Source organism: Mesorhizobium sp. STM 4661 (assembly GCF_000359125.1).
Taxonomy (GTDB): Bacteria; Pseudomonadota; Alphaproteobacteria; order Rhizobiales; family Rhizobiaceae; genus Mesorhizobium.
The window spans coordinates 64,516-90,665 of record NZ_CAAF010000048.1 but is presented as its reverse complement, the minus strand read 5'-3'; the positions used below and the strand labels follow the sequence as shown (position 1 = coordinate 90,665).

At 60.9% G+C, this 26,150-nt stretch carries 22 protein-coding genes, 1 tRNA gene and 1 pseudogene; 10 read left to right on the top strand and 14 right to left on the bottom strand.

The genetic code is table 11. The features are described from left to right. Window positions 1-115 precede the first annotated feature (115 nt). A complete protein-coding gene (locus tag MESS4_RS15620) occupies window positions 116-1,027 on the top strand; it encodes a DMT family transporter (RefSeq protein WP_036241422.1) in 912 nt (303 codons plus the stop codon). Here MESS4_RS15620 and MESS4_RS15615 read toward each other — a convergent pair. Then, on the bottom strand, window positions 1,015-2,226 hold the full coding sequence (locus MESS4_RS15615) for an AI-2E family transporter (protein ID WP_081609747.1): 1,212 nt from the start codon (window positions 2,224-2,226) through the stop codon (window positions 1,015-1,017). The genes MESS4_RS15620 and MESS4_RS15615 overlap by 13 nt on opposite strands. A gap of 244 nt (window positions 2,227-2,470) precedes the next feature. Next, a complete protein-coding gene (gene parC / locus MESS4_RS15610) occupies window positions 2,471-4,723 on the bottom strand; it encodes a DNA topoisomerase IV subunit A (protein WP_036241410.1) in 2,253 nt (750 codons plus the stop codon). 266 nt (window positions 4,724-4,989) lie between these two features. Between parC and MESS4_RS15605 the strand changes: the two genes are divergently transcribed. After that, window positions 4,990-6,180: a hypothetical protein gene (locus MESS4_RS15605; protein WP_006332502.1), complete on the top strand. Its 1,191-nt coding sequence runs from the start codon at window positions 4,990-4,992 to the stop codon at window positions 6,178-6,180. Between the two features lie 83 nt (window positions 6,181-6,263). Here MESS4_RS15605 and aspS read toward each other — a convergent pair whose 3' ends face one another. The 4 genes and pseudogenes from aspS to MESS4_RS15585 form a co-directional block, all read right to left on the bottom strand. Then, window positions 6,264-8,060: an aspartate--tRNA ligase gene (gene aspS, locus MESS4_RS15600; protein ID WP_006332500.1), complete on the bottom strand. Its 1,797-nt coding sequence runs from the start codon at window positions 8,058-8,060 to the stop codon at window positions 6,264-6,266. 234 nt (window positions 8,061-8,294) lie between these two features. Continuing rightward, complete coding sequence (locus MESS4_RS15595) at window positions 8,295-9,407, bottom strand: hypothetical protein (protein ID WP_157385601.1); 1,113 nt, start codon at window positions 9,405-9,407, stop codon at window positions 8,295-8,297. 65 nt (window positions 9,408-9,472) lie between these two features. Further along, window positions 9,473-9,688 (bottom strand): annotated as a pseudogene (locus tag MESS4_RS15590) (MarR family transcriptional regulator); the annotation flags it as partial. Window positions 9,689-9,706: 18 nt separating this feature from the next. Beyond that, complete coding sequence (locus tag MESS4_RS15585) at window positions 9,707-10,567, bottom strand: LysR family transcriptional regulator (RefSeq protein WP_006332494.1); 861 nt, start codon at window positions 10,565-10,567, stop codon at window positions 9,707-9,709. Window positions 10,568-10,659: 92 nt separating this feature from the next. Here MESS4_RS15585 and MESS4_RS15580 point away from each other — a divergent pair, with 92 nt between their 5' ends. The 3 genes from MESS4_RS15580 (at window position 10,660) to rnd (ending at window position 14,154) form a co-directional block, all read left to right on the top strand. Next, window positions 10,660-11,571: a DMT family transporter gene (locus MESS4_RS15580; protein ID WP_006332488.1), complete on the top strand. Its 912-nt coding sequence runs from the start codon at window positions 10,660-10,662 to the stop codon at window positions 11,569-11,571. Window positions 11,572-11,701: 130 nt separating this feature from the next. Beyond that, window positions 11,702-12,946, top strand: coding sequence for an MFS transporter (locus MESS4_RS15575; RefSeq protein ID WP_006332487.1), 1,245 nt, complete (start codon window positions 11,702-11,704; stop codon window positions 12,944-12,946). A gap of 56 nt (window positions 12,947-13,002) precedes the next feature. Further along, window positions 13,003-14,154: a ribonuclease D gene (gene rnd / locus MESS4_RS15570; RefSeq protein ID WP_036241405.1), complete on the top strand. Its 1,152-nt coding sequence runs from the start codon at window positions 13,003-13,005 to the stop codon at window positions 14,152-14,154. 20 nt (window positions 14,155-14,174) lie between these two features. Here the strand turns inward: rnd and MESS4_RS15565 are convergent, their stop codons facing one another. Genes MESS4_RS15565 through guaB form a run of 3 tightly spaced genes read right to left on the bottom strand, consistent with a single transcriptional unit; the run spans window position 14,175 to window position 16,681 of the window. After that, entirely contained in the window at window positions 14,175-14,594 is a 420-nt protein-coding gene (locus MESS4_RS15565) for an MAPEG family protein (RefSeq protein ID WP_006332485.1), read from the bottom strand. Between the two features lie 7 nt (window positions 14,595-14,601). Further along, entirely contained in the window at window positions 14,602-15,147 is a 546-nt protein-coding gene (locus tag MESS4_RS15560) for a hypothetical protein (protein ID WP_006332483.1), read from the bottom strand. A 31-nt stretch (window positions 15,148-15,178) separates the two neighbouring features. Beyond that, window positions 15,179-16,681 carry an IMP dehydrogenase gene (gene guaB / locus MESS4_RS15555; RefSeq protein WP_006332478.1) on the bottom strand — a complete coding sequence of 501 codons (1,503 nt, stop codon included), beginning with the start codon at window positions 16,679-16,681 and terminating at the stop codon, window positions 15,179-15,181. Here guaB and MESS4_RS33570 point away from each other — a divergent pair. Together MESS4_RS33570 and MESS4_RS15550 are read left to right on the top strand one after the other, a co-directional pair. Beyond that, the gene (locus MESS4_RS33570) at window positions 16,668-16,856 is read left to right on the top strand and encodes a hypothetical protein (RefSeq protein ID WP_157385600.1); all 189 of its coding nucleotides are present in this window, start codon (window positions 16,668-16,670) and stop codon (window positions 16,854-16,856) included. The two genes, guaB and MESS4_RS33570, sit on opposite strands and share 14 nt — an antisense overlap. Window positions 16,857-16,996: 140 nt before the next feature. Then, window positions 16,997-18,418, top strand: a complete 1,422-nt coding sequence (locus tag MESS4_RS15550; protein WP_006332474.1) for an MFS transporter — start codon at window positions 16,997-16,999, stop codon at window positions 18,416-18,418. A 223-nt stretch (window positions 18,419-18,641) separates the two neighbouring features. On the opposite strand, the gene MESS4_RS15545 is transcribed toward MESS4_RS15550, so the two are convergent. Together MESS4_RS15545 and MESS4_RS15540 are read right to left on the bottom strand one after the other, a co-directional pair. Then, a complete protein-coding gene (locus MESS4_RS15545) occupies window positions 18,642-19,337 on the bottom strand; it encodes an RlmE family RNA methyltransferase (RefSeq protein ID WP_006332472.1) in 696 nt (231 codons plus the stop codon). Next, complete coding sequence (locus MESS4_RS15540) at window positions 19,334-20,665, bottom strand: Ppx/GppA phosphatase family protein (protein WP_006332461.1); 1,332 nt, start codon at window positions 20,663-20,665, stop codon at window positions 19,334-19,336. Before MESS4_RS15540 ends, MESS4_RS15545 begins: the two co-directional genes overlap by 4 nt. 288 nt (window positions 20,666-20,953) lie before the next feature. Here MESS4_RS15540 and MESS4_RS15535 point away from each other — a divergent pair, with 288 nt between their 5' ends. From MESS4_RS15535 to MESS4_RS15525, 3 genes are all read left to right on the top strand, one after another. Next, a complete protein-coding gene (locus tag MESS4_RS15535) occupies window positions 20,954-21,886 on the top strand; it encodes a lysylphosphatidylglycerol synthase domain-containing protein (protein ID WP_006332460.1) in 933 nt (310 codons plus the stop codon). 147 nt (window positions 21,887-22,033) lie between these two features. Further along, a tRNA-Gln gene (locus MESS4_RS15530) sits at window positions 22,034-22,107 on the top strand. Window positions 22,108-22,351: 244 nt separating this feature from the next. Further along, window positions 22,352-22,786 (top strand): hypothetical protein, encoded by a 435-nt coding sequence (locus MESS4_RS15525; RefSeq protein WP_006332458.1) that lies wholly within the window; start codon window positions 22,352-22,354, stop codon window positions 22,784-22,786. A 645-nt stretch (window positions 22,787-23,431) separates the two neighbouring features. On the opposite strand, the gene MESS4_RS15515 is transcribed toward MESS4_RS15525, so the two are convergent. The 3 genes from MESS4_RS15515 to MESS4_RS15505 form a co-directional block, all read right to left on the bottom strand. Beyond that, on the bottom strand, window positions 23,432-23,764 hold the full coding sequence (locus MESS4_RS15515) for a hypothetical protein (RefSeq protein WP_006332450.1): 333 nt from the start codon (window positions 23,762-23,764) through the stop codon (window positions 23,432-23,434). A 198-nt stretch (window positions 23,765-23,962) separates the two neighbouring features. Next, window positions 23,963-24,355 carry a hypothetical protein gene (locus tag MESS4_RS15510; protein WP_006332440.1) on the bottom strand — a complete coding sequence of 131 codons (393 nt, stop codon included), beginning with the start codon at window positions 24,353-24,355 and terminating at the stop codon, window positions 23,963-23,965. A gap of 32 nt (window positions 24,356-24,387) precedes the next feature. Continuing rightward, window positions 24,388-25,728, bottom strand: a complete 1,341-nt coding sequence (locus MESS4_RS15505) for a hypothetical protein (protein ID WP_006332439.1) — start codon at window positions 25,726-25,728, stop codon at window positions 24,388-24,390. Window positions 25,729-26,150: the final 422 nt, after the last annotated feature.

Below are 26,150 nucleotides of genomic sequence, written 5' to 3'. Positions count from 1 at the left end.
CTTTCATCCCTAAACTGTTTTAAGGAGGAGGATGCTGGTCTTGCAGCCGCGTGGCTGGAAGACAGGCGCCGGGTCGATTTCTGCGGCCTGCCTCCTCATACATCGCGAGACCGGCATGTCATCTCACACCCAGCAGGGCCACACCGATCACCGTAAAGGCCTTCTCATCACAGCTATCGGCGGACTGGCGCTGACCGCGGACATTCCACTGATCCGGCTGGCAGACGGCGGCGCTTGGACGATCCTGTTGCTGCGCACCGGCTCCACCTTTTTCGCGACGCTGGTCATCTGGGCCATCTGGCGTTCGCTGAGCAGGAATGCGCCGCAACTCATCCCTGGCTGGTCGGGGCTTGCGGTGGCCATATGTTACGGTCTGACCTCGCTGACTTTCGTCACCGCCGTCTACCACACCTCGACCGCCAATCTGGTCTTCATCCTGGCCTTCAGCACCGTGTTCACGGGGTTGCTGTCCTGGTTGTTCCTGAAGGAGCGGCCGCGCCTGGTCACGGTGCTGACGATGCTGGTCATGATCCTCGGCGTGCTGATCATCGTCGGCGGCTCGATCGGGACCGGGCACCTGTTCGGCGATTTCATGGCGCTATGCTCAGCCTTCCTGATAGCACTGGCAATCACCATCTCGCGCGCCAGCGGCAAGGATATGGGGTTCACCTCGCTGATCAGCTTTGTCCTGCCTCTGGCCATCGCGGTATTCATGGTCTCAGGCGAAGGCCTTCAGGTGAACGCGCCGTGGTGGATCATCTTCAACGGCGCCGTCATCATGCCGATTTCGTTCTTCTGCCTTGCCAACGGGCCGAAATACATTTCCGGGCCGGAAGTGGCGATGTTCTACCTGCTCGAAACCGTGCTGGCGCCGGTCTGGGTGTGGTTGATCTTTGCCGAAACGCCGTCACGCGACAGTCTGATCGGCGGCGCGGTCATCATCGTCGCGCTGGTTGCGCATTCGGCGTGGCAATTGCACGAGGGCCGCAAGCGCCGCGCCACGCTCGCCGTCTCTCACCCGGCCTGAATCTTTTTCGCGTCGGCGACGATCTCGATCTGCGGCGGAGCGCCCTCCGGCTCCGTGGGTTCTACGGAAGCGAGTTCGTCGGACAGTTCCACCTCGCGCAGCCATTCGCGCCAGATCGCAACCAGCAGCGCCATCAGCACCGGGCCGATGAACAAGCCGAGAAAGCCCATGGTCTTGACGCCGCCGATCAGGCCGAAGAACGTCGGCAGAAACGGCAGCTTTATCGGACCGCCAACCAGTTTCGGGCGCAATGTCTTGTCGACGATGAAGAGTTCCACCGAGCCCCAGATGAAGAGCGCCAACCCGGCCATCGGCGAGCCGCTGGCGGCGAGATAGATCGAGACGAGCGTGAACGACAGAGGCGCGCCGCCGGGGATCAGCGCCATGATGCCGGTCAGCGCGCCCAGCGTCACCGGCGACGGCACGCCGGCCAGCCAGTAGGCGACGCCCAGCACCAGCCCCTCGCCGATGGCGATAACGGTCATGCCGGTCACCGTCGAGGAGATCGTCGCCGGCACCACCCGTGAGATCCGCTCCCACCTTGTCGGCAGAATGCGTTCGCCGAGACGGTCGACCTGCCCGGCGAAATGCTCGCCGTCGCGATAGGCGAAGAACAGCGCGATCATCATGAACAGCAGCGTCAGCAGAAGGCCGAAGGCGCTGCCGCCGGCGGCCAGCACACCGCGATAGATGCTGCCGATATTGGCGCCGCTGATCAGCTGGATCAGCTCGCCGATGCCGCCGGGATGGCCGAAATTGCGCGTCCACTGCTCGTTCAGCCACTCGCCGACCACGGGCAGCGTGGCGATCCAGTGCGGCGTCGCCGCGCCATACCGGTTGGTCTCGATCGCCCAGCCGACCCAATCGCGGACCTCGTTGATGGCATAGGTGCCGGCGAGCGCGATCGGCACCACCAGGAAGGTCAGGATGAAGAGGATCGCCAATGTCGCGGCGATCGTGCGGTTGCCGTCGACGGCAGCGAGCAGCCGTCGATAGAGCGGCCAGCTGGCGAAGGCGATGACGAGAGCGGCCAGCACCGGGAACAGGAAGCCATGGAAGAAATAGACGCCGGCGGCGACGATCAGCACCAGCAGCCAGCGCGCGGCCGACAGCGGCGGAATGACGGCGGACCTGAGCGGCGTCGACAGGCCGAACAGGCGCTGCTGGCGTTCCGGCTTCTGGATTTTTGCTTCCTTCAAATGCCCGACTCTCCCAAACATCCTTCCTGCTTATGCACTGATATAGTGCAGCAATCGTGACGACATTCCAAATGATTGGGGATCTCCCCCCTTTGAGGGGGGAGATGGCCGGCAGGCCAGAGGGGGGTCGCCGCGCATGAAGCGCCGGCGTCCTCAGTCCACAATAGGAGGTCGCGTCAGGACGTACCGACCCCCTCTGTCGCCTTCGGCGACATCTCCCCCTCGAGGGGGGAGATTAGCGGCGCTACCCGAACTTCCCTGTCCTTGGAAAACCCTTCGGCACCATGCGTCCGGCCGAGGCGCGGGCGCCGATCCATTCGGCCAGTTCCTCACGCGACTTGGTAAAGGTGCGGTCGGCCGAATCCTGCCAGGAGAGGCCGCTTTCGAGCGTGAAAGTCTTGAGGTCGAGGACGCCGCCATCCTTGTACTTCTGCAGGCGAACGCCCTTGCCGCGTCCCATTTCGGGGATTTCGGAGAGCGGGAACACCAGCATCTTGCGGTTCTCGCCGACGATGGCGAGATGATCGCCGGCGACCGTCACGCAGCGCTTGGCCTCGTCGGGCGCCTTGACGTTCATCACCTGCTTGCCCTTGCGGGTGTTGGCCACGACCTCCTCCTCCGGCACGACAAAGCCGTTGGCGTCATATGACACCAAGAGCAGCTTGCGCTTGGGGTCATGGACGAAGGCGGTGACGATGTCCTGGTCGTTGTCCATGTCGACGATGATGCGGATCGGCTCGCCATGGCCGCGTCCGCCCGGCAGCCGGTCGGCGCCGATCGTGTAGAACTTGCCGCCGGTGGTGAAGACCAACACCTTGTCGGTGGTCTGGGCATGGAAGGCGAGCTTGAGGCTGTCACCCTCCTTGAAGGTCAGGGTCGAGTGGTCGATCAGGTGGCCTTTCATTGCCCGCAGCCAGCCTTTTTCCGAGACAACCACGGTGACCGGCTCGCGCTCGATCATGGCGTGCGCAATGTCGGTCAGGTCATGTTCGGGCGCGTCGGCGAACTGGGTGCGGCGCTTGCCGAGTTCGGTCTCCGGTCCGAATTTCTCACGGATGCTGGAGACTTCCCATTTAATCGTCGCCCACTGCTTGGCGTCGGAAGCGAGCAGCGCCTCGATCTGCTTCTTCTCGGTCGTCAGCCCGTCGAACTCCTTGCGGATCTCGATTTCTTCCAGCTTGCGCAAGGCGCGCAGCCGCATGTTGAGGATGGCCTCGGCCTGGTTGTCGGTCAGCGACCAGCGCGCCATCATCACTTGCTTGGGCTCATCCTCCTCGCGGATGATCCTGATCACCTCGTCGATGTTGAGATAGGCGATCAGATAGCCGGCGAGGATCTCCAGCCGCCTCTCGATCTCGCCGAGGCGATGCCTGGAGCGGCGGATCAGCACCTCGCGGCGGTGCTCCAGCCATTCCTTGAGCACGCCCTTCAGCGAAAGCACGTTGGGCACCTTGCCGCGCGACAGCACGTTCATGTTGAGCGGGAAGCGGCTTTCCAGCTCGGTCAGCTTGAACAGCGATTCCATCAGGATGCCGGGATCGACCGAACGGCTCTTCGGCACCAGCACGACGCGGATGTCTTCCGCGCTTTCGTCGCGGATGTCTTCCAAGAGCGGCAATTTGCGGGCCATCAAAAGCTCGGCGATCTTTTCGATCAGCCGGGCCTTCTGGACACCATAGGGGATTTCGGTGACGACGATGCTCCAGGTGCCCCTGCCCTGGTCCTCCTGACCCCATTTGGCCCTGACGCGAAAGCCGCCGCGGCCGGTTTCGTAGGCTTCGAGGATCGAGGCACGGCTGTCGACGATGATGCCGCCGGTTGGGAAGTCCGGACCCTGCACGAAGTCCATCAGCGTCGTCACCGGCGCATCCGGATGCTCGATTAGGTGCAAGGCTGCATCGCACAGTTCGGCGGCGTTATGCGGCGGGATCGAGGTCGCCATGCCCACCGCAATCCCGGATGAGCCGTTGGCAAGCAGGTTCGGGAAGGCGCCGGGCAGCACGACCGGCTCCTCGTCCTCCTCATTGTAGGTCGGCCGGTAGTCGACCGCATCCTCGGTGATGCCGGAAAGCAGCTCGGTCGCCACATCGGTCATGCGTGCTTCGGTGTAGCGCATGGCGGCGGCATTATCGCCGTCGATATTGCCGAAATTGCCTTGCCCGTCGACCAGCGGGTAGCGCATCGAAAAATCCTGCGCCAGGCGCACCAGCGCGTCGTAGATCGATTGGTCGCCATGCGGATGGAACTTGCCCATCACCTCGCCGACGATGCGGGCGCATTTGGCAAAACCCTGGTCGGGGTTGAGCCTGAGCAGCCGCATGGCATGCATGATGCGGCGATGGACCGGCTTCAGTCCGTCGCGCACATCCGGCAACGCCCGGTGCATGATGGTCGACAGCGCATAGGCGAGATAGCGCTCTTCCAGCGCCTTTTTCAGATCGACCGGCTCGATATGATCGCCGCCGCCATCTTCAGGCGGCAAAAGCCTTTTTCCCATGGGCTGGGACTAGCCGAGCGGGTGATTCGCGGCAAGAGGCGCACGAATGGAGCAGCCCATCTGCAACAGGAATTGGGAGCTCTCGCGCGCCGGCCAACATCAACCTGTTACATGGCGGCTCTAGGCCGTGAACGGGTTTGCCTTTCGGCGCGATTTTTGACCATTGTTGGGTGGGAACGCCTTTTTCCCGTCCAGTTCGTCACGGAATGGTGATGGCGCAAAAGAAATTCGAAAAACAATTTCAGGACACTCTCAGGGAACTCGCGATGACAATCAAACGCTCAACTCTCTACAAACTCGCCTTTTCGACCTTTTTGCTGACACTGCCGCTGAACGCGGCTTTCGCGCAGGATACGGCCGTCGCCGACCGGCTGAAGGCGGCCATGGCCGCCCAGGGTGTCGACATCTCGTGGACCGGAGTGACCGGCGATGCTTCCAGCATGGTGCTGCAAGGCGTGTCCGTCAAACCGGCGGCCGAGAAGGAAGCGCTGCCAATCGGCGACGTCAAACTCGAAGGCGTGACCGAGGCCAATGGCGGTTATGCCATCGCAACCGTATCGACTTCGGCCTTCCAACACAGCCAGGACGGCGTCACGCTCAACCTCAGCCCCTTCGTCATCCATGACATGACGGTTCCGGCGGACGGGGCCACGGGTCCGCTGGGTTCGCTGATGATGTACAAGTCGGCCGAACTCGACAACATGACGGTCAAGGTCGCCGACAAGACCGCCTTCTCGATGGACGGGCTTGCCATCGAAATCACTCCCCCGGCCGACGGCAAGGCGATGGCGTTTTCCGGCACAACGGAAAAGTTCAATGCCGACCTGACGCTGGTCGACGATCCGAAATCCAAGGAAGTGATCAACGCCCTCGGTTACCAGAATATCACGGGCAACCTCGAAATGGCCGGCACTTGGCAGCCTTCGGACGGCAAGATGGAATTGTCGAAATACGACGTCTCCGTCGACAATGCCGGCACGCTCGGCATGACCTTCGATCTCGGCGGCTACACGCTTGACGTCATCAAGTCGTTGCAGGAGATGCAGAAGAAGATGGCGGCGCAACCCGAAGGCGCCGACAATTCGGCGCAAGGCATGGCCATGCTCGGCCTGCTGCAGCAGCTTTCGTTCAACAGCGCCAGCGTCCGTTTCGACGACGATTCGCTGACCAACAAGGTGCTAGATTATGTCGGCAAGCAGCAAGGCATGTCCGGCAAGGACATTGCCAACCAGGCCAAGGCAATCGTGCCTTTCGGCATGGCGCAGCTCAACAATCCCGAACTGACGGCGCAGGTTTCGGCTGCGGTCAGCAAATATCTCGACGATCCGCAGAGCCTCGAGATCTCGGCCGAGCCGCCGGCAGCGGTGCCGTTCGCGCTGATCATGGCGGGCGCCATGTCCAACCCGCTCGACCTGCCGAAAACGCTTGGCGTGACGGTCAAGGCGAACGAAGACTGACCGGGAACCATCTCGCAAAGAAAAAGCCCGGCGTCGCTGCCGGGCTTTTTTTGTGAATCAATAGAATCGGTTGCGGGAGGTCTTTAGGCCTCTTTCTTGGTCGCCACGACGCGCAGCGACAGCTCGCGAAGCTGCTGCGGGGTGGCTTCCGATGGCGCGTTCATCAGAAGGTCGTAGGCCTGCTGGTTCATCGGGAACATGGTCACTTCGCGCAGGTTTTTGGCGCCGACCAGCAGCATGACGACACGGTCGATACCGGCCGCCATGCCGCCATGCGGCGGCGCGCCATACTGGAAGGCGCGGTAGAGGCCGCCGAAACGCTCCTCGACCGTTTCACGATCCAGCCCGACAGTCTCGAACGCCTTGACCATGGTCTCGGACAGGTGGTTGCGGATGCCGCCGGAGGCGATCTCGAAACCGTTGCAGACCATGTCGTACTGGAACGCCTTGATGCCGAGCAGATCATCGCCTTTGAGCGCCTCGATGCCGCCCTGCGGCATCGAGAACGGGTTGTGGGCGAAATCGATCTTCTTCTCTTCCTCATTCCATTCAAAGAATGGGAAGTCGACGATCCAGCAGAGTTCGAAGCGGTCGCGGTCGACGAGGTTCAGCTCCTCGCCGGCACGCGTGCGCGCCGCACCCGCGAAGGAGACGAATTTCTTCGGGTCGCCAGCGACGAAGAAAGCGGCGTCGCCATCGGCAAGGCCGAGTTGGAGGCGGATTGCCTCGGTGCGCTCCTCGCCGATGTTCTTGGCCAGCGGCCCCGCGCCTTCGAGCTTCTCGCCCTCCTTGCGCCAGAAGATGTAGCCAAGCCCCGGCTGGCCTTCGCCTTGCGCCCAGGAATTCATGCGGTCGCAGAAGGCGCGGCTGCCGCCGGTTTTTGCCGGAATGGCCCAGACCTCGGTCTTCGGGTCGTTGGCCAGGATGTTGGCGAACACCTTGAAGCCGGAATCGCGAAAATGATCGGAGACGGCCTGCATTTCGATCGGGTTGCGCAGGTCCGGCTTGTCGGTGCCGTATTTGCGCATGGCTACATCGTAAGGAATGCGCTGGAATTTCTGCGTCACCGGCTTGCCGCCGGCAAAGGTTTCGAAGACCCCGCGCATGACCGGCTCCATCGTCGACAGCACGTCGTCCTGCTCGACGAAGCTCATTTCGAGGTCGAGTTGGTAGAACTCGCCGGGCAGCCGGTCGGCGCGCGGATCCTCGTCGCGGAAGCACGGCGCGATCTGGAAATAGCGGTCGAAGCCAGACACCATGATCAGCTGCTTGTACTGCTGCGGCGCCTGCGGCAGCGCGTAGAAAGTGCCGGGATGGATGCGCGACGGCACCAGGAAGTCGCGCGCGCCTTCGGGCGAAGACGCGGTCAGGATCGGCGTCGAGAATTCGGTGAAGCCGACCTCGCCCATGCGCTTGCGCATCTCGGCGATGATTTTTGTCCGCGCCACGATGTTCTTGTGCAGCGTGTCGCGGCGCAGGTCGAGGAAGCGGTATTTGAGGCGGATGTCCTCGGGATAATCCGGCTCGCCGAACACCGGCAGCGGCAATTCCCTGGCCGCCGACAGCACTTCGATCTCGCGCGCGAAAATCTCGATCTCGCCGGTCGGCAGATTGGCGTTCGCGGTCTCCGCCAGGCGCGCCTTGACTTCGCCGTCGACGCGGATGACCCATTCGCCACGCACGGTCTCGGCGACCTTGAAGGCCGGCGAGTCCGGATCGGCGACGATCTGGGTCAGCCCGTAGTGGTCGCGCAAATCGATGAACAGCAGGCCGCCATGGTCGCGCACGCGATGCACCCAGCCCGACAGGCGGACGGAGGAACCGACGTCGCTCTTCCTCAACTGGGCACAGGTATGGCTGCGGTAACGATGCATTGTCATTCGTGAAGTCCGGGTGCTGGGTTACGGCCGAGGCATGATGGCCCGGCCCGAAAATTTGCGCGAAAAGCACATGAGAGGCCGCCTTTGTCAAGGCAAACGGCGCTTGACAATAGCTCAGGTTCAACTTCGGGTTTTCCCCTTATCCTTCGCAATGCCCTCACTCTTACCAAAAGCGCATGAGCCAAAAGAAGTTTAAACTAGTCGCATCGCACATCCATGGGGAGTATGCCGAAGCTACGGTTCAAATGCGCGTAGATTGGATTCACCTCGTTCAATCAGCGCATCGATGAAATCTGATGACACTGGACCGTTGATCTGACGCTCTGACTTATCAGCGTGATCGATGTATTCGGTCAACGCAGTGACGATCCTTCGAGCGTCTCGGTGCGGCCACCAAGCCTCTAATGCAGTTGCAAGTCCAATTTCGATATCGTTGTCATGAGGATCTTTGAGAAGGAGCGGCGCAATTCTTGCCAACCCTTTGTCCGCAGTCGCAAAGATGTATCTTTTGCGCTCACGATCCCCCGCGTCGATGCGCCGAACGAAATCACTGAGATGCGTAATGTCCCATGCCGCGTTTTTCACGCCGCCTATCGCTCGCTCGCGATCAAGTGAGCGCAGATGTTTCAGTAGGCGCTTGCGGGAACTCATTGGCGAGAAATAGAACGTCGCGAAGATCGCGGCAGGCCCCGCCAATAGGAAATCGTAGAAAAGCCAGCGAAAAAGCTGAAGCGATCGCTCAATATTGCTTATTTGCTGGAGTTCAAGTTCTGCGATTTTTAACGCGACGACATAGTTCCGTTTCCAACGATGCAGCGGGAAACTTAGATCGTGCGCAGAATTTTGTGGAATTGGGTGAGAAGGAGTAAATTTATGGCGTCTTCCTACAGCTGCTTCGATCCACTCCAAAGTATTGTGGTTGTCTGCAATTCGAAACCAACGGAGTTCCTCATGTGCTATCTCGTTGCCTGCGTACTGAGCGAGCTCGTGGAATGCGATAGATGGCTCAATCAGAAAATCCATAGCTTTCGCAAAAGCTAAGACATTTATTGCGTTATTTGTTGTCTCATCAATATTTTCTGGAATTCCATCTCTCTGCACCCTCGCCATACGAGAAACTAGATTTCGATCTGGCAATATTACAAACTGATACTGCTCACGAGTCTGAGCAAAAATGAAGCCACACAGATCCAAAGAGCCGACAGCCGGTGGGATGTACCCGGGAATAAAGACATTGGCGTCGTCAATTGCCTTCGCGATTGATGTCACCTCTAGAAGGGGGAAGCCTGGGTCAAAGGTTATGAAGACATCTTCCATAATTTTTTCACGGACCTTCGAATCGATCAAATGAAGTGTTGCATGATTTGGACATCGGAGCGGTCCGATTATCGGAACGGCCAGGCCAAGACCTGTCAATTGCCGATTTGTGGACCGACAGGCGGCTCGTCCTCCACGGCATCCGCAAACTTGCGCATGAGCCGCACCAGTTCGTCGACCTCATGTGCGTCCCATGTCTTGAAGATGGCGTGGCCAATCCTTTCGCGCCCGGCATCAACCAGGTCGGTCATCGCCTTGCCTTTCGGGGTGATGGCCGCCTCGCGCACGCGCCGGCAAGCGATTGCTTTCCTTCATGTTCTCCAGGCGTCCTAGGAGCCTAGAGCTGATAGCCGGAGGCGATGTGCAAGGTGATCGACGACCAACGCAGCGCTGGCGGAAGACATTCCGGCCCGATGAAGACGGATCTCTGCCCCGGGCAGCGGCGGCACATGTCGGCCCGGGTGAATACAGCGCATGCCTGGCGCAAGCATGCTGCCTTTGACCACGGTGATCGCAAGGCCCTCCTCGACGATTGCTTCCGTGGCTGAGAGGCTCGGACTGACATAGGCCAATCGCCACGGCCGGCCTGCCTTGTTGAGCGCCTCGACGGCCCAGGCACGAAACAGGCAATCGGGATTCGACAAGGCGACGGGCAGCGGATCGAGCTCCTCGACGGCACGGGTTGCCGCCGCTGCCCAAATCGCCCTTTCGCGGCATATCAGATCACCCTCGGCCGTACCTTCCGGATGCATGGCGATGACGGCGTCAAACGACGAACCGAGCCGTTTCAGCAGCCGGGCGGTGAGACCGATCTCCATTTCGACCTGCACGAGCGGAAATCGCTCGGCGACGTCGGTGAGCAGGCGCGGCAGGATCTTGGTGCCATAATCTTCCATGACCCCGATACGGATGCGTCCAGCGACCCGCTGACTGGAAACACGCGCAATCGCCTGCACATTGAGGGCAAGGATGCGGCGTGCGTCGATCAGAAAACCCTCCCCGGCGGCCGTGAGTTCAACGCGGGCTGTCGAGCGACGGAATAAGGTGACCTCGAGGCGCTCCTCGAGACGTTTCACTTGCAAGCTAATGGTGGCCTGCGTTCGATTGAGCTGCTCGGCGGCGCGCGTGAACGAGAGGCGCTCGGCAACGACGACGAAGGCCCGCAGCAACTCTGGATCGAGAGTGTTCATATGGATATCTTATCAAGCTTATTGAGCTTATTCGATTCCTTTTGACCCGCCTGCCCGATATCGCTGGCTCCGAACTGGTAGGGTCGGGAACGATGGAAATTCTAGGAGTGCTCGCCGCTATTCTCTCCAGCGCTTTTGGCGGCACCGCCGTTGGCGCAACACGATATCTCGCAGGCACACTCGACCCTCTCACCATCGGCGCGGTACGGTTCGGCGGCGGTTTTCTGGTTTTGGCTGCCGTAGCGCTTTGGCGACGAGACAAGTGGCCGGCGAAGAGCGACTGGCCCGGCGCCGGCGCATTGGGCCTCTTGTTCTTCGGCCTGTTTCCCGTTCTCTTCAATGGAGCCCTTGTCTACACCACGGCCGCGAGAGGAGCCTTGGCGCTTTCGACACTGCCGCTGCTGACCATGTTTGCCGGGGCGGTTCTAAGGACCGAAGCGCCGACCATGCGCAAGATCGTCGGCGTCCTGATCGCAATGGCAGGGGTGGCCGTCGCACTCGGCACGAGCTTGACGACCGCTCCCCCTGACGCATGGCGCGGAGACCTCCTGATGGTCGCGGCGGCTTTCTGCATGGCGCTCTACAATGTCTGGTCGCGACCTTTTCTATCCCGCACCGCGCCGATCCCATTCGTGGCGTTTGGCATGGGCGTGGGTTCGGTCTGCCTATCGGCCTTGGTGGCATGGAACGGAGGCTTCGCGCGACTTGCCACACTTAGCGCGCCTCAATGGATTGCGAGCGGCTATCTGGCCATAATCGGCGGCGCTTTCATTTTCTTCCTGTGGGCATTTGCACTCGGACGCGCGGCGCCGACACTGGTTGCCGTCTCGATTGCGGTAAATCCAGTGACGGCATCGATCTTCGGCGTCGTCTTTCTGGGCGAACAGGTAAGCGCGAACCTGATTGTCGGGCTCATCGCAGTTCTAGCCGGAATAGTAATCGCATCGGGAGCAGCCAAGTGGTTCGGCTTGTGGCCCAACGACCGGCAGTCGCCGCGGCCCTGAGTACAGACCAGAGCGACGCGCCCGAACGAATTCAGGATGACTGATCATCCTGTTGCCACCGGGAATTGCCGCTGGCATTGGCGGGGGCGATGGTCCAATAAGGATCAACGAAAAGTGACCGCCTTCCTTCATGTCCTCCATCCGCCCGCTGATCCCGCTCCTCATTGCCGCCGGCATCCTGCTCGGCGGCAACGGCCTGCAGAGCACGTTGATTGCATTGCGCGGCGCGCAGGAGGGATTTTCGGCCTCGACCATCGGACTGATGGGCACGTTCTATTTCGCCGGTTTCCTGCTCGGCTGCCTCGCTGTTACCCGCATCATGAAGGCCGTCGGCCATGTGCGCGCCTTTTCGGCGCTGGCGGCGATCGCCTCGGCCGGCACGCTGCTCCTGGTGCTGGTCATCGATCCGGTGATGTGGTGCGCGGTGCGCTTCGCCGGCGGCTTCTGCTTCGCCGGCCTGTTCACCATCATGGAAGCCTGGCTCAATTCCGGGGTCGCCAACCAGGACCGCGCGCGGGTGCTGGCCATCTACCGGATGGTCGACATCGGCTCGGTCACCGGCGCGCAGTTCCTGATCCCGATCTTCGGCGTCGGCGGTTTTGCCATCTTCGCCATCATGTCGATCATGATCACTTTGTCGCTGGTGCCGGTGTCGCTCGGCGACCGCTCCAACCCGACCCCGCCCGAAGACGTCAAGCTTGATCTGGCGCGCGTCTGGCGGATTTCGCCGCTCGGCTGCTTCGGCTGCATTGCAGTCGGCGTCACCAACAGTGCTTTCCGCACGCTGTCGCCGGTCTATGCCGAGCAGATCGGCATGTCGGTTGCCGACGTCGTCACCTTTGTCAGCGTCGGCATCTTCGGCGGCGCCATCATCCAGTACCCGCTCGGTTATCTTTCCGACCGCTGGGACCGGCGCTCGGTGCTGCTGATAACGACGTGCAGCGCGATGTTGGCAGCACTTGCGCTGGTGTTCGTGGCGGGGAGCGACCCATTCCTCAACTTCCTGATCGTCTTCATCTTCGGCAGCTTCGCCATGCCGCTCTACTCGCTGTCGGCGGCGCACTCCAACGACCGCGCCGACAAGGGCGAGTTCGTGCTGATCAACGCAGCCTTGATGCTGTTCTATTCCTTCGGCGCCATTGGCGGCCCGCTCGCGGCGTCGACGGCGATGCAATATTTCGGGCCAAGCGCCCTGTTCGTGTTCTGCGCTGTCGTCTACGTGGTCTTCATCGTCGTCATCCTCTATCGGATGCAGGTGCGATCCGGCGTGCCGGCGGGCCATCGCAGCCGTTTCACAGCACTTTTGCGCACCTCGACGATTTTCGCCCGGCTGGCCAGGCGCAATGGCGATTCCGACGGGTCCGCTGACCCTTGACGAAAGCCCGCGCGGCTGAAATTGAAGGAGACCTTACCCTTGCCAAAAGCGATTTGATGCACGTCATCACTACCCAAAAAGAGCTCGAAACCGTTCTTGCCGCGTTCGAAAAGTCGGATCTCGTCACCGTCGACACCGAATTCATCCGCGAAACGACCTTCTGGCCGATCCTCTGCCTGATCCAGATGGCGGCCCCCGGCGTGACGGCCCTGATCGATCCTTTGTCGCCCGAGATCGACCTCAAGCCGTTCTTCAGGCTGATGGCCAACGAGGCGGTCGTCAAAGTCTTCCACGCCGCCCGCCAGGACATCGAAATCATCGTCCATCTCGGCGATCTGGTGCCGCATCCGGTGTTCGACACCCAGGTGGCGGCGATGGTCTGCGGCTTCGGCGACAGCGTCTCCTACGACCAGTTGGTGCAGCGGGTCACCGGGGCGCGGCTCGACAAATCCTCGCGTTTCACCGACTGGCGCCACCGCCCGCTGTCAGACAAGCAGCTCGACTACGCGCTTGCCGACGTCACCCATCTGATCGAGGTCTACCAGCATCTCAGCGCCGAGCTTGAGCGGGAAAAACGCGCCCACTGGCTGAACGAGGAGATGGAGGTGCTGACCTCGCGCGAAACCTACGACCCGCATCCGGAGGATGCCTGGAAGCGGCTGAAGATGCGGCTGCGCAAGCCGCAAGAGCTGGCGATCGTGCAAGCGGTGGCGGCCTGGCGCGAGCGAGAGGCGCGCGAACGCGACGTGCCGCGCGGCCGGGTGCTCAAGGACGACGCCATCTACGAGATCGCGCAACAGGCGCCGCGCGATGCGACGGCGCTCGGCAAGCTGCGCACCACACCGAAGGGCTGGGAGCGGTCGGCGACGGCAACGGCGCTGCTTGGCGCGGTGAACTCAGCACTTGCCTTGCCCAGGGAAGACATGCCGAAGCTGCCGAAGAGCTTCCAGCCGCCCGAAGGTTCCAATGCCGCGGCGGAGTTGCTGAAAGTGCTTTTGCGGATCGTCGCCGAAAAGGAGGGCGTTGCCTCGAAGGTGCTGGCCTCCAGCGACGACATCGACCGTATCGCCGCCGAGGGCGAGGCCGCCGACGTGCCGGCCTTGCAAGGCTGGCGGCGCGCCGTGTTCGGCGAGGCGGCGCTCAAGCTGGTGCGCGGCGAAATCGGCATCAAGTTCGACAAGCGCAAGATCGCGGTGTTCGACCTTTAGGCTGCTGCTTGCTGGCTCGTTCAGACGACCGTCAGCAGGTGGAGCGCGAACCATATCCATGCCAGCAAGAGAACCACCGCGCTGAAGAAGAAGATGCGGCTGCGGAAGCGCAGATCGTTGCTGGTGAGGTGAACCCAGGCGTGGGCGTAGCGCGAAACCACGAAAATCCACATCAAGGCCAGCGTCAGGTAGTTGACGCCGTTGGTCTCGTGCAGCGCCAGGCACAGGACGTAGAAGAGCACCGGCAGTTCGAACTGGTTGCTGAGGTTGTTGGCGACGGTGACGCTGGATGCCGGCTCGGTGGAGCGGGTCTTGAACTGGCCGGCCTTGGCCTCGCCTGACCTGACCGCGCCGTATCTGCGGCGGCCCATCACGAGATAGACGATGTAGACCAGAAGCACCTGCGCCAGAACAGGCCAGAAGATCGCGGTCTGGTTCATGTTTTTTTCACGTCTGGCGTCGCCGTAGTCCGACCAGCGTGAAAGCCGCAATGACGGCCAAGGGGATCGCCAGAAGCGCGAATTTGGTGACGATCAGCGACGAGGCGAAAGACAGCGAATCCGGATTGGCCGACAGGAAATCGGACAACAGCCGCGCCACGGCTATGTTCTGCGCATAATCGGCAAGCGTGTATGGCAGCACCAGAACAACCGCAAGCAGGGACTGCAATTGCGACGGCATTGCCCGGAAATTCTTCAGCCGCCGTCCGGTGGCGAGGATCAGGCTGACCATGGTCACCGACAGCAGCGCCGGGAACAAAAGGTCGAAGGTCAGATAATGCCAGACCAGGATGATCTCGCCGCCGCGCCGGCCGAGCGCCGTCAGCCAGGCCATGCCCTCATCCGGCGTGAAACCGGCAAAGCGCATGTCGAGCGACGGCAGCCCGCCACTGAGGCTGCGGAAATAGAAGAACTCCATCGCCGTCATGGCGATGAAAACCGCCGCGGATGCAAAACACAGCGCCGCGGCGTGGCGCGACATCCGCAGGATCATTGCCGTCAGGCTCCGCCCGACGGCATTCTGATCAAATTCCGCCGGGATAATTCGGGCTTTCGCGGGTAATCGTGACGTCATGAGCGTGGCTTTCACGAAGTCCGGCATTGGATATGCGAACAAAAGTGGCGCGGTCGCGGAAATCGGCAAGGTCGCGGCCGCCGACATAACCCATAGCGGCTTTCAGGCCGCCTGCAAGCTGGTGCAGCACGCCAGACACAGGTCCTTTGTAGGGAACCTGCCCTTCAATGCCTTCGGGAACCAGTTTCAGCGTGTCGCGCACCTCGGCCTGGAAGTAGCGATCGGCCGAGCCGCGGGCCATGGCGCCAACCGAACCCATGCCGCGATAGGCCTTGAAGGAGCGGCCCTGGTGCAGATAGACCTCGCCCGGGCTCTCGTCGGTGCCGGCCAGCAGCGAACCGATCATGGCGGCACTGGCGCCGGCGGCGAGCGCCTTGGCCAGATCGCCCGAATATTTGATGCCGCCATCGGCGATGACCGAGACACCCGATCTATGCGCCGTCTCGACCGCCGACATGATCGCCGAAAGCTGTGGCACACCGACGCCAGCGACGATGCGGGTGGTGCAGATGGATCCGGGCCCAATGCCGACCTTGACGGCGTCGGCTCCAGCATCGATCAGCGCCTGCGTGCCTTCCGATGTAGCGACGTTGCCGGCCAGGATGCGGACGGAGTTGGACAGTTTCTTCGCCCGGGTCACGGCATCCAGCACGCGCTGCGAATGACCATGCGCGGTATCGACCACCAGAAGGTCGACGCCGGCATCGATGAGACGCTCGGCGCGCTCGAAGCCGTCGTCGCCGACGCTGGTGGCCGCGGCGGCGCGCAGCCGCCCCTGTGCATCCTTGGTGGCGTGCGGATTGAGCTGCGACTTCTCGATGTCCTTGACGGTGATCAGGCCGACGCAATTGCCCGATTTGTCAACGACAACCAGCTTTTCGATGCGGTGCTGGTGGAGGAGGCGCTTGGCCTCGTCCTGATCGACGTTCTCCTTGACCGTGATCAGGTTCTCACGGGTCATCAGTTCGTAGACCTTCTGCGCCGGGTCGGAAGCGAAGCGCACGTCGCGATTGGTCAGGATGCCGACCAGCCGGCCGCCCTTCTGGCCGCCGGTGCCGCCATTCTCGACCACCGGAATGCCTGAAATCGAGTAGGTGCGCATCAAGGCGAGCGCGTCGGCGAGCGTCGCATCGGGGCCGATGGTAACGGGGTTCACCACCATACCGGACTCGAATTTCTTGACCTGCCGCACCTGCTCGGCCTGTTCGGCCGGCGAGAAATTGCGGTGGATGACGCCGATGCCGCCGGCCTGGGCCATGGCGATGGCAAGACGCGCCTCGGTGACCGTATCCATGGCGGCCGACAGGATCGGCACGTTGAGGTCGATGTCGCCGGCGATGCGGGTGCGAATGTCGGTCTCGCCGGGCATGACCTCGGAATGACCGGGCTGCAGCAGCACGTCGTCAAATGTCAGCGCCAGTGCGCCGGTGGACGTTTCGATGATTTTTGCCATGGCCAGTCCCTCGGATACGAAAAAGCGCTGGGGGAATACAAAAAAGCGCTGGACCGGAATGGACAGCGCCGACTCGTTTCTTCCCTTTCAGGATTGGCGCTGGCTCGTAACACGTCCCGTGGCCGATGAAAAGCCGATGATTGCATACGGCCGCAAACTATGGGGTTTGGCCTGATAGCCGCCACCAAGGGTAGCGGTCGCACAAAAGTGACAGCAATTTAATGCGACATCCGGGCCGGGGCGTGATAACCGCCGGTCATGCCGGCTCGCCCCCAAGCTGGGCAGAAAATCGCAAAGACAAGTCAGGGCGTTCCCTTGAACCGCATCATTCCGCTTATCCTGGCGGTCGCTCTTTTCATGGAAAACATGGATTCGACCGTGATCGCGACGTCTTTGCCGGCGATTGCCGTCGACATAAACACCAGCCCGATCGCGCTGAAGCTGGCGCTGACGGCCTATCTGGTGTCGCTGGCGATCTTCATTCCGATCAGCGGCTGGATGGCCGACCGCTTCGGCGCCAAGAATGTGTTTCGCGCCGCAATCGCCGTCTTCATCGTCGGTTCGATCGCCTGTGCCTTCTCCAATTCGCTGCCGGCCTTCGTTGTCTCGCGCTTCCTGCAAGGCATTGGCGGCGCCATGATGACGCCTGTGGGGCGCCTGGTGCTGGTGCGCGCGACGCCGAAGAGCGAACTGGTCGCCGCGATGTCCTGGCTCACCGTGCCGGCCCTGGTCGGCCCGCTCGTCGGGCCGCCGGTCGGCGGCTTCATTACCACCTATTTCACCTGGCACTGGATCTTCCTGATCAACGTGCCGATCGGCCTGATGGGCATCTGGCTCGCCACCCGCTTCCTGCCGGACACCGACGCGACCGAGACCCCGCCGCTCGATTTCACCGGTTTCGTGCTGAGCGGCCTTGCGGCATCGGGCGTCGTCTTCGGTCTTTCCGTGGTCAGCCTGCCCGCACTGCCGCCGATGGTCGGCTTCATCACCGTGACGGTCGGCCTGGTATCGGGTGCGCTATACCTCCTGCATGCGCGGCGCGCCGCAAATCCGCTGCTGGCGCTGGAGCTGTTCCGCAACCAGGTGTTCCGTTCGTCCGTGCTTGGCGGCTCGCTGTTTCGCATCGGTATCGGCGCGGTGCCGTTTTTGCTCCCCCTGATGTTCCAGATCGGCTTCGGGCTGACGCCGTTCCAGTCGGGCATGATCACCTTCGTGTCGGCGATCGGCGCTATCGGCATGAAGTTCGTCACCGCGCTGATCTTCCGGCTCGCCGGGTTCCGCCGGGTGCTGATTTCGGGATCGCTGATCGCGGCGGGCTCGATTGCCATTTACGGCCTCTTCACCCCCGAAACGCCCTATGCGCTGATGCTTGCCATATTGCTGGTCGGCGGTTTCATCCGCTCGATGTTCTTCACCGGGGTCAACGCGCTCTCCTATGCCGAGGTATCGGCCGAAGATACCAGCAAGGCAACGCCGATCACCGCCGTGTTCCAGCAGTTGTCGATCGCGCTCGGCGTGGCGCTGGCCGGCGGCATACTGGAAGTATCGACATCGATCCATGGCGGACCGCTGCGGCTCGCCGACTTCCACACCGCCTTCTTCATCCTGGCGGCGGTTTCGGCGGCGGCGTCGCTGACGTTCATGCGGCTGGCGCCCGACGCCGGCAACGCCGTGTCGGGACATGGCAGGCTGGCAACACCCAAGACGCTGGAGCCGGTCAGATCGCCCGGGGAGTGAGGTAGAGTCCTCCAGCGCCGGCGGGACAGCACCCCCTCTGGCCTGCCGGCCATCTCCCCCTCAAGGGGGGAGATCAGATGTCACCTCGGCTTTCGCCAATTTCCTGCGTTGCGGAATGGAGCCGTCGTCAAAGCTGCCAATCTCCCTCCTTGCGGGGGAGATGTCCGGCAGGACAGAGGGGGGGTGCTGTCCCTCCTTCATCGAAAGGCTTGGGCGGATTCGCCTACCCCTTGAAATCCTTCGCCAGCAGATAAAGCTCCACCGACTCATCGCGCGACGCCGGCGGCTTGACGTGATGGACCGAGCGGAAATTCTGCTTGAGCCGCGAGAGCAATTCGTTCTCGGCGCCGCCCTGGAAGGTCTTGGCCAGGAAATGCCCGCCAGGCTTGAGCACCGAAAGCGCGAAATCGGCCGCGACCTCGCACAGATACATGGTGCGGATGTGGTCGGTCCTTTTGTGGCCGGTGGTGGGTGCGGCCATGTCCGAGAGCACGATATCGGGCTGGCCGCCCAGCGTCTCGGCGAGCTTTTCCGGCGCTTGCGGATCGAGGAAGTCCATCAAAAGTACCGGCGCGCCCGGCACCGCGTCCATTTCGAGATAATCGATGCCGACGACATGCGGATTGTCCGCCGTCGATTTGGTGCGCGCGGCGGCGACCTGGCACCAGCCGCCGGGCGCGGCGCCGAGGTCGATGACCTTCATGCCGGGCTTCAAGAGATGATGCTTGTCGTCGATTTCGATCAGCTTGTAGGCGGCGCGGGATCTGTAACCGTCGGCCTTGGAGCGCTGGACATAGGGGTCGTTGATGTGGCGCTGCAGCCAGCGGCGCGACGATTCCTTCAGGCCGCTCTTCTTCTTGATGCGCGTCTTCAGCACGCGAATGCCGGCGGTACCGGGCTTCTGCGGTTTCTTGGTCATTGCCGGCCCCTGCGCCAGACACCGTCGTCGGCCATCAATTCGCTCAATATGCCTTCGCGCAGGCCGCGGTCGGCGACGCGCAGCCGCTCCGACGGCCATATGGCGCGGATCGCCTCCAGAATGGCGCAGCCGGCCAGCACAAGGTCGGCGCGGTCGGCGCCGATGCACGGGTTGGCGACACGCTGCTGGAAATCCCAGCCGACCAGTTTTTCGACCATGCGGTCGACGCTGTTCCGGTCCATCCACAGCCCGTCGACCCGGCGGCGGTCGTAGCGTTCCAGGTCGAGGTGCACGCCGGCCAGCGTCGTCACCGTGCCTGAGGTGCCGAGCAGGTGGAATTTCGGGCTGGCGAGCACATGGCTCAGCCGGTCGCGCCCGTCAAAGGCGTGCAGGCGCACGGCGACATCCTCGACCATGGCGGCAAAGATCTCGCGGGTGACGGTGCGGCCGCCGAAGCGCTCGGCCAGCGAGACGACGCCGACCGGCAGCGACGTCCACGAGACGATATGGTTGGCGAGCCTCGGCGAGCGGTGGCCGGTGAGATCGATCAGCGCGATTTCGGAGGAACCGCCGCCAATGTCGAACAGGACGACGCCCTGCGTGTCGCGCTCGACCAGCGAGCCGCAGCCAGACACGGCCAGCCGCGCCTCGGTCTGGCGGTCGATGATCTCGAGTTTCAGCCCCGCCTCGCGCTCGACACGGTCGAGGAATTCGACACCGTTCGCGGCCGTGCGGCAGGCTTCGGTGGCGATCAGCCTTGCCTTCCTGATCTTGCGGCCGCGCAATTTGTCGCCGCAGATCTTCAGCGCCTCGACCGCGCGGTCCATCGCGGGCTGCCCAAGCCGGCCATTGGCGGTGAGGCCTTCGCCCAGTCTGACGATGCGCGAGAAAGCGTCGATGACGCGGAACTGGCCGTGGCGGGTCGGCACGGCGACCAGCAGCCGGCAATTGTTGGTGCCGAGGTCGAGTGCCGCGAACACCGGCAGTTCCTGCAGCGGCGGGCGGCGAAGCTCCGGCCTCGCCGGCGAAGCCGAAGGCAAGGGAGCGGCCTCTGCAGGGTGGCTGGCCGGGGCGCTGGCGGCGGGGGCCGACGGTATACTCGCTATCGAGGGACTGCCGTCGCGGGCGAAAACCTTGCGGCCGCGACGGCGCTTGCGCCGCTTCCTGGCCTTGCCCTTCTGCTGCTCGCCCTGATGATCGGCATGCCCCGGCCGGGCACCCGCCTGGCGATCAAGACGCCCGACGGATGGACTTGCCTGGCCTGACGGCGGCGGAGCCCTGGACACGCCCACTGCCGGCGCGCCGGCGCCGGTGTCGTGGTCTTCCACTTCAGTTCCTTCCGGCGCCGCGCGAACCGGAGACCGGACGCAGCAGGCGCTTTCATGTGTTCAAGTTGCCGCCAGACTAGCAGCGCCGCGCCGGATCACCAAGAGTGCTGGCGGCGAATTTTGCCAGCGGCACGAGACTGCGACACGAAGAGCCGCGCCTTGCCGGTTGAATAGCCGGCTTCGATAAGGCATTCCTGAAATGGAGGGGTGAACACTCGGAATCGTCGGCGATCTTTCCTGCCGCGGACTGGAAAAGGGCATCGGGCTGCAACGCATGACGATCACGCCATGAACTGGAGGCGCTATTTCTGGCCGGTCGTCGGCATTGCGGCGGTGATTTTTTCACTCCTGCTGCTCTGGCACGAGTTGCGCGGCATTTCGATCGACGACGTCTGGGCCGGCATCACAGCCATTCCCGCACGCGGCTGGGTGCTCGCGGTGCTGAGCTCGGTGATCGCCTATGCCGCGCTCGCCGGCTACGACCACATCGCGCTGCTGCATATCGGCAAAAAAGTGTCGTGGCTGTTCGTCACCCTGTGCTCCTTCACCACCTACGCGCTGTCGCACAATATCGGCGGCTCGGTGTTCTCCGGCGCCGTGATCCGCTACCGCGCCTATGGCACAAGGGGGCTGACCGGGCAGGATGTCGGCGTCCTGGTGGCGATCTGCTGGATCACCTTCGTGCTGTCGACGATCCTCGTCTCCGGCCTCGTGCTGGTCTTCGAGCCCGAGATCATCGACCGCTTTTCCGGCGCGCCGCATCATGGCGTGGCGATCGCTGCGGGCCTCGCCATGCTGATCCTGGTGGCGGCCTATGTGTTTGGCAGCTGGCTGCATCTCAGGCCGCTGAAGATCGGCGGCTTCCAGCTGCACTACCCGGCCCTGCCGATCGTGGCGCGGCAAGTGCTGATCGGCCCGATCGAGCTGCTGGCGGCAGCCGCAATCATCTTCTTTGCCCTGCCCGTATCAGACAATCCCGGCTATTTCGTCGTGCTCGGCGTCTTCCTGGTGTCGTTCTCGGTGGCGCAGATCTCGCATGCGCCGGGCGGGCTCGGCGTGTTCGAGGTCGTGTTCCTGACCGGGCTGTCGGATATGGACCCGGTCGGCGTGCTGGCCGCGCTGCTGGTGTTCCGGCTGTTCTACCTGATCATCCCGCTGCTGATCGCGCTCGGCGTCGTGCTGTTCTTCGAGCACTCACAATACAGCAGCAGCGAGAATTGAGGCGCGAAGACGCGGCGACTGGATGCAGCGATTAAAACGCGGCGATTGAAGGCTGGGCAGGCTTGACTATTTCTCGGCTGCGGCTACAAGGCAGCCCTTACAGCGACTTGGCCGCAGGCCAGCGCGGTTTTCTCTAACCGCGCCTGCTGGGGAATAGGTTAACGGTAGACCCACGGACTCTGACTCCGTTAGTCCTGGTTCGAATCCAGGTTCCCCAGCCAGTTGTTTCCATCTCATATTCTTTTCAGTGTTGAGTTTTTACGAACAACCCAATTCGACAAAATCGCGTGCGACTAGGGACGGTCCCCGGCAATCGGCCAAGTCGGAGGCCGGCCCCGGATGGTTGCAGTTGGGCGTGAAGCAAATCGTGGGGTTCGGCGGAGGGTCGTCGGACTCTCCGTTACTGTGTTATTATGTGATTAGTCTGTCCCAAATGCAGCACATTGAACTGGAGGGCTATTTGGAATGCGTACTTACGAACCATCCGAGTTTGTTTCACAGTTGGCCGACAACCAGCTCGTTGAGCCCATGGACCTAACGCTTTTTGGGCTCGTCAAAGCCGATGAAAATGACAGCTCCGTGCTGTTGTTTTCATCCTCGTTCTCGTGCGAGCAATGGGTATCCATCCCCGTTTCTTTGATCTCGTCCGTAGCACATATCCGCAACGTGAAATGCAAAGATCACCAGCATCCCCTTGCAAAGATTGCACTTTCTGAGCCCAACAAAGAGGACGCGTCGGCGGTTCTTTTCATGCAGCTTTTCGCTCAAGCCAGAGCGACTGCGCCTGCGGCACGAATGAAAACGTCCAATGGAGGTCGTGCTCGGCAGGGGTGCGAGGTCCTTACATTCGATGATGTGCCCTATCTCTGCTGTGATGGGGAATGTTGGATAATGCTCTGATTGCGGGCCAACCACGTATCAGTGAACAACCGCGACGGGTCTCCGCGCCACTATCTAACCTACAATCGAAGGGCTTTCATCGACCTTGGCATAGGCGGCCTTATCTTTCGATCGGATTGGGTGCTAGCTAGGAGGAATTTCGGTAGAAGGTGACATAACGCCAGGCGCCGAGATTCACTTCGCCGAGATATAAAGTTCCAGCTAGGCAGACGCTCGGCGACCCCAAAGTTTTCCGTCTGGCCCGGAGCGTTATGGTAACGGCTCTTGTCGACTGGTATCGCGCGGCCAAATATCGGGGCAATCACTGCCCACACAACTACAGGCGATAACGTGAGTGTACTCTTGCCTATCGATAGGCCTCATAAACACATCGACCGCCTCCCACTTCAAAACTCTGTCAACTGACACCGTCTCAAGCGATATGGAATTCTCGTCAGTGACACAGAGAAGTACTTGTCTCCCGGGGAGGACCTTAGCGGTGTGAGTGTCGACGCTGGTCTTGCCAACGGGGAGAAAGTAGGCTGTCGAGCTCACTTCTTGTTCGCATTCATTATAGACATAGAAATGGTTGTGCATCTCAATCTCTGCACGTTGCCGCAGGAAGTTGTTCTGACGACGCCCACCTATTCAGGCCATTTCTCACAGTCATGTACCACTCTTCTTACACAGACAAAAGAAACCGACGCCAGATGCGCTCTCCAGGGAACAATAATTCGCTGGAGTCGTACAATTGATATTCATGCACCTCGCTCCACCGTCATATGCGCAATAGGGGTCATACAATTGATTGTCTTCAAGTTTTATGCCGGTGGCGGAAAACACCGCCTCTCCGTACTCCTTCGGCGACATTGCCTTCAGCATTTTCTTTCCATCGACATCGACAATCTTCGCACCCCAAGGAAACAAAACGCCGTCGCCAACTCCTTCGAGCCCGTTTGCACGCATGATTTCAAGGATTTCGGCTGATGTCTGTGGCATTTGAGATTCTCCCGGCTGCGCCGAATACTCACCACTTCCGTATTTACGCTAGGAAATGAAACGGCAATCGTCAAGCGACGGCTAATATAGCCGGCTATCGCTGAAGCTCCAAGCTATCCCCCCTAACGTCTTCCGAGGCAATCAAAGGTCTCTCACTCCGCTAGTCCTGGTTCGCTATGGCGGTTTCGAATTGATCGATCATACCTCAGGCATGCCATTGGTCAGCCACCAACGAATGTTGGCATCAATTTCGACTCCAGTGATGAGAAGGCCGCCGTCTAACGTCACCGCATAGCCAGCGTCTGTGATAAATGGTCCGCCGCGCGGCATCTGCCGCATGTTGCACCAGCCCGCGGTCGCGACCAATGCCTGGTAGAATGGGCACTGCGCCGGGTCGCTGTTAACGATTGGCACAACCTGCCCCCTACAGGACTCATTGGGAACAAAGCCTGTTGCGAACTCGTGGTAGCTGACGCGCCAAAAACGGGCGTGCCCTGCATCATCCACCTTCCGCGTATTCTTTGGATTGTCCGCGATACCATCAAGATAAGACTGAATGTCGGCAAAAACGACATGCTTCGCGTTTACCATCATGAATCTCCGTTGCTGCCCGCGAATGAGACCTATTTCAGCGCTTGCACATATCTGACAATATCCGCAATCGTTTGGGCATCCAGTTGCCTGCCCTGGGGCATATGACTTGAGTTTGTAGCTGGCAATTGTACGTACCTCGCGATGGTCCGCCAGCGATCAGCTACGGCCTGCTTGTCAAAAACGCTGTAGAGGACTGAGCTGTGGCAGCGGAAACAATATTGATCGAGAAGGCCTAAAAGCGCGCGGTCATCCTGCGTATCCTGCCAGACTGCTGATCCGTTTCCTAAATCCAAAGCCCGGGCTAATGCCGGCACTGGGTCAGCGCTGCTTTGATGCAACGCCAACCACTTGTCGACAGCTTTGATCTTGAAAAGGTCTATATCACCGGAGTGGACGCTTTCCGAATTTTGACTACGGATGAAGCTATTCAGCTTCCTGACCACATCGAAAGCGGCTCCGTATGCGCCGCTTGAATGGTCCAGGCCACCATCAAAAAGTACATCGTACGTTCCGAGCGTCGAAGGAAACTCTCCGAACGCCATCATGTCGTACCATTGGTCTGTGTCGAGATAGTTCAGCTTGGCGTAAGGAAAAACGCTGTTCGTTGGACCGCCACCTTCCTGATCGTGTCCGTGACATTGCGCGCAGGCTGTAGGTACATAGTAATTCCTTTTGGTTTCCTCGGGGTGGTTTGGATCTTGGGCAACATCGAAGGCCGCCGAGAGGAAATCGTGGATCTTATAGCCACCTGTTCTTGTATCAAAATCTAGGAAATACGCCGAGTCTTCTTGCCCCTTGCTGAAGGCCCTTGGGACGATAATGACCTGTGTATTCACCGACTCGCTGACGGATGTCCCGTCAGGAAATGGCGCATCGGTCAGTTGCTCCTGCACGTAATTAAATAGCACATAGGCAGCCTGCAAACCTGCGGAATCAGCACCTGACCTCGGCAATGCCAGAATCCTAACAAGCTTTCGCCACCCTGCATGATACGGATATTGCGTATCGGTAGATTTGACGTTGAAATCGACGATTTTTGGGGCGAAGAAGCGCGAGACCAAAAGCTGGTCATTGGGAAATGTTGCCATGAGGTCTGAGGGCGATTTGAACTCAAGGTCTTCTGCCGTCAATGACTGGTAACCAAGATGCGTTAGCAATGCGGTCAAATTCGGAAGATCCCGCCGCGTGTCGGTCACACCGAGTTTGGCGGAGATGCGCTCATAGTACGCCGTCGTCTCTGCTTGTGACCCCGGAGCCACCCGAATACCAATTCCGGGATCTGAAATAATTTCATCTGCGCTAGCAGCAGTCGCTCCCCACACGAGAAGCAACACAGTCCCCAGCGCCTGAAATCCTGTCAATAATCTCATAGTCATAGCCTTTAATAGAAATTAGACAAAGCCAGATAGACCCTTTTTCAATCGAATTGATAACCTATATTGATGCTTTCGCGTATCTATATTGTATTCCTGTCACTGGCTGGATGGTAGAATTACTTAGTTTATGCACAGCAGCTTGCGCCCGGGCAAGCGGTGGAGTCAGAGCAACAGCTATTGCAACATGTCACATAGCAACCGTTCCCATAAGAAGTGCAGCACGCATATGTGCCATACTTATCTCCCATCCTGGCTTCCGCTTCTTTAGGAGACGCTCTGGAAATGGAGCCCCGGGGAACCGCGCCTTGTGCCCCTAAGGTGCTCGCTCCCTGAGCGTCATCACCCAACCAGCCCTCGGCCTGCACCTCGAAGAAACTGCCATTATACTTTGATACCTGCACCCATGCTATCGGCGC

What these genes read in the sequence shown, in the direction of transcription:
- MESS4_RS15620 (WP_036241422.1), top strand. Translation starts at nt 116, where the DNA reads ATGTCATCTCACACCCAGCAGGGCCACACCGATCACCGTAAAGGCCTT.
- parC (WP_036241410.1), bottom strand. Translation starts at nt 4,723, where the DNA reads ATGGGAAAAAGGCTTTTGCCGCCTGAAGATGGCGGCGGCGATCATATC.
- MESS4_RS15605 (WP_006332502.1), top strand. Translation starts at nt 4,990, where the DNA reads ATGACAATCAAACGCTCAACTCTCTACAAACTCGCCTTTTCGACCTTT.
- aspS (WP_006332500.1), bottom strand. Translation starts at nt 8,060, where the DNA reads ATGACAATGCATCGTTACCGCAGCCATACCTGTGCCCAGTTGAGGAAG.
- MESS4_RS15585 (WP_006332494.1), bottom strand. Translation starts at nt 10,567, where the DNA reads ATGAACACTCTCGATCCAGAGTTGCTGCGGGCCTTCGTCGTCGTTGCC.
- MESS4_RS15580 (WP_006332488.1), top strand. Translation starts at nt 10,660, where the DNA reads ATGGAAATTCTAGGAGTGCTCGCCGCTATTCTCTCCAGCGCTTTTGGC.
- MESS4_RS15575 (WP_006332487.1), top strand. Translation starts at nt 11,702, where the DNA reads ATGTCCTCCATCCGCCCGCTGATCCCGCTCCTCATTGCCGCCGGCATC.
- rnd (WP_036241405.1), top strand. Translation starts at nt 13,003, where the DNA reads ATGCACGTCATCACTACCCAAAAAGAGCTCGAAACCGTTCTTGCCGCG.
- MESS4_RS15565 (WP_006332485.1), bottom strand. Translation starts at nt 14,594, where the DNA reads ATGAACCAGACCGCGATCTTCTGGCCTGTTCTGGCGCAGGTGCTTCTG.
- MESS4_RS15560 (WP_006332483.1), bottom strand. Translation starts at nt 15,147, where the DNA reads ATGATCCTGCGGATGTCGCGCCACGCCGCGGCGCTGTGTTTTGCATCC.
- MESS4_RS33570 (WP_157385600.1), top strand. Translation starts at nt 16,668, where the DNA reads ATGATTTTTGCCATGGCCAGTCCCTCGGATACGAAAAAGCGCTGGGGG.
- guaB (WP_006332478.1), bottom strand. Translation starts at nt 16,681, where the DNA reads ATGGCAAAAATCATCGAAACGTCCACCGGCGCACTGGCGCTGACATTT.
- MESS4_RS15545 (WP_006332472.1), bottom strand. Translation starts at nt 19,337, where the DNA reads ATGACCAAGAAACCGCAGAAGCCCGGTACCGCCGGCATTCGCGTGCTG.
- MESS4_RS15535 (WP_006332460.1), top strand. Translation starts at nt 20,954, where the DNA reads ATGAACTGGAGGCGCTATTTCTGGCCGGTCGTCGGCATTGCGGCGGTG.
- MESS4_RS15525 (WP_006332458.1), top strand. Translation starts at nt 22,352, where the DNA reads ATGCGTACTTACGAACCATCCGAGTTTGTTTCACAGTTGGCCGACAAC.
- MESS4_RS15515 (WP_006332450.1), bottom strand. Translation starts at nt 23,764, where the DNA reads ATGCCACAGACATCAGCCGAAATCCTTGAAATCATGCGTGCAAACGGG.
- MESS4_RS15510 (WP_006332440.1), bottom strand. Translation starts at nt 24,355, where the DNA reads ATGGTAAACGCGAAGCATGTCGTTTTTGCCGACATTCAGTCTTATCTT.
- MESS4_RS15505 (WP_006332439.1), bottom strand. Translation starts at nt 25,728, where the DNA reads ATGAGATTATTGACAGGATTTCAGGCGCTGGGGACTGTGTTGCTTCTC.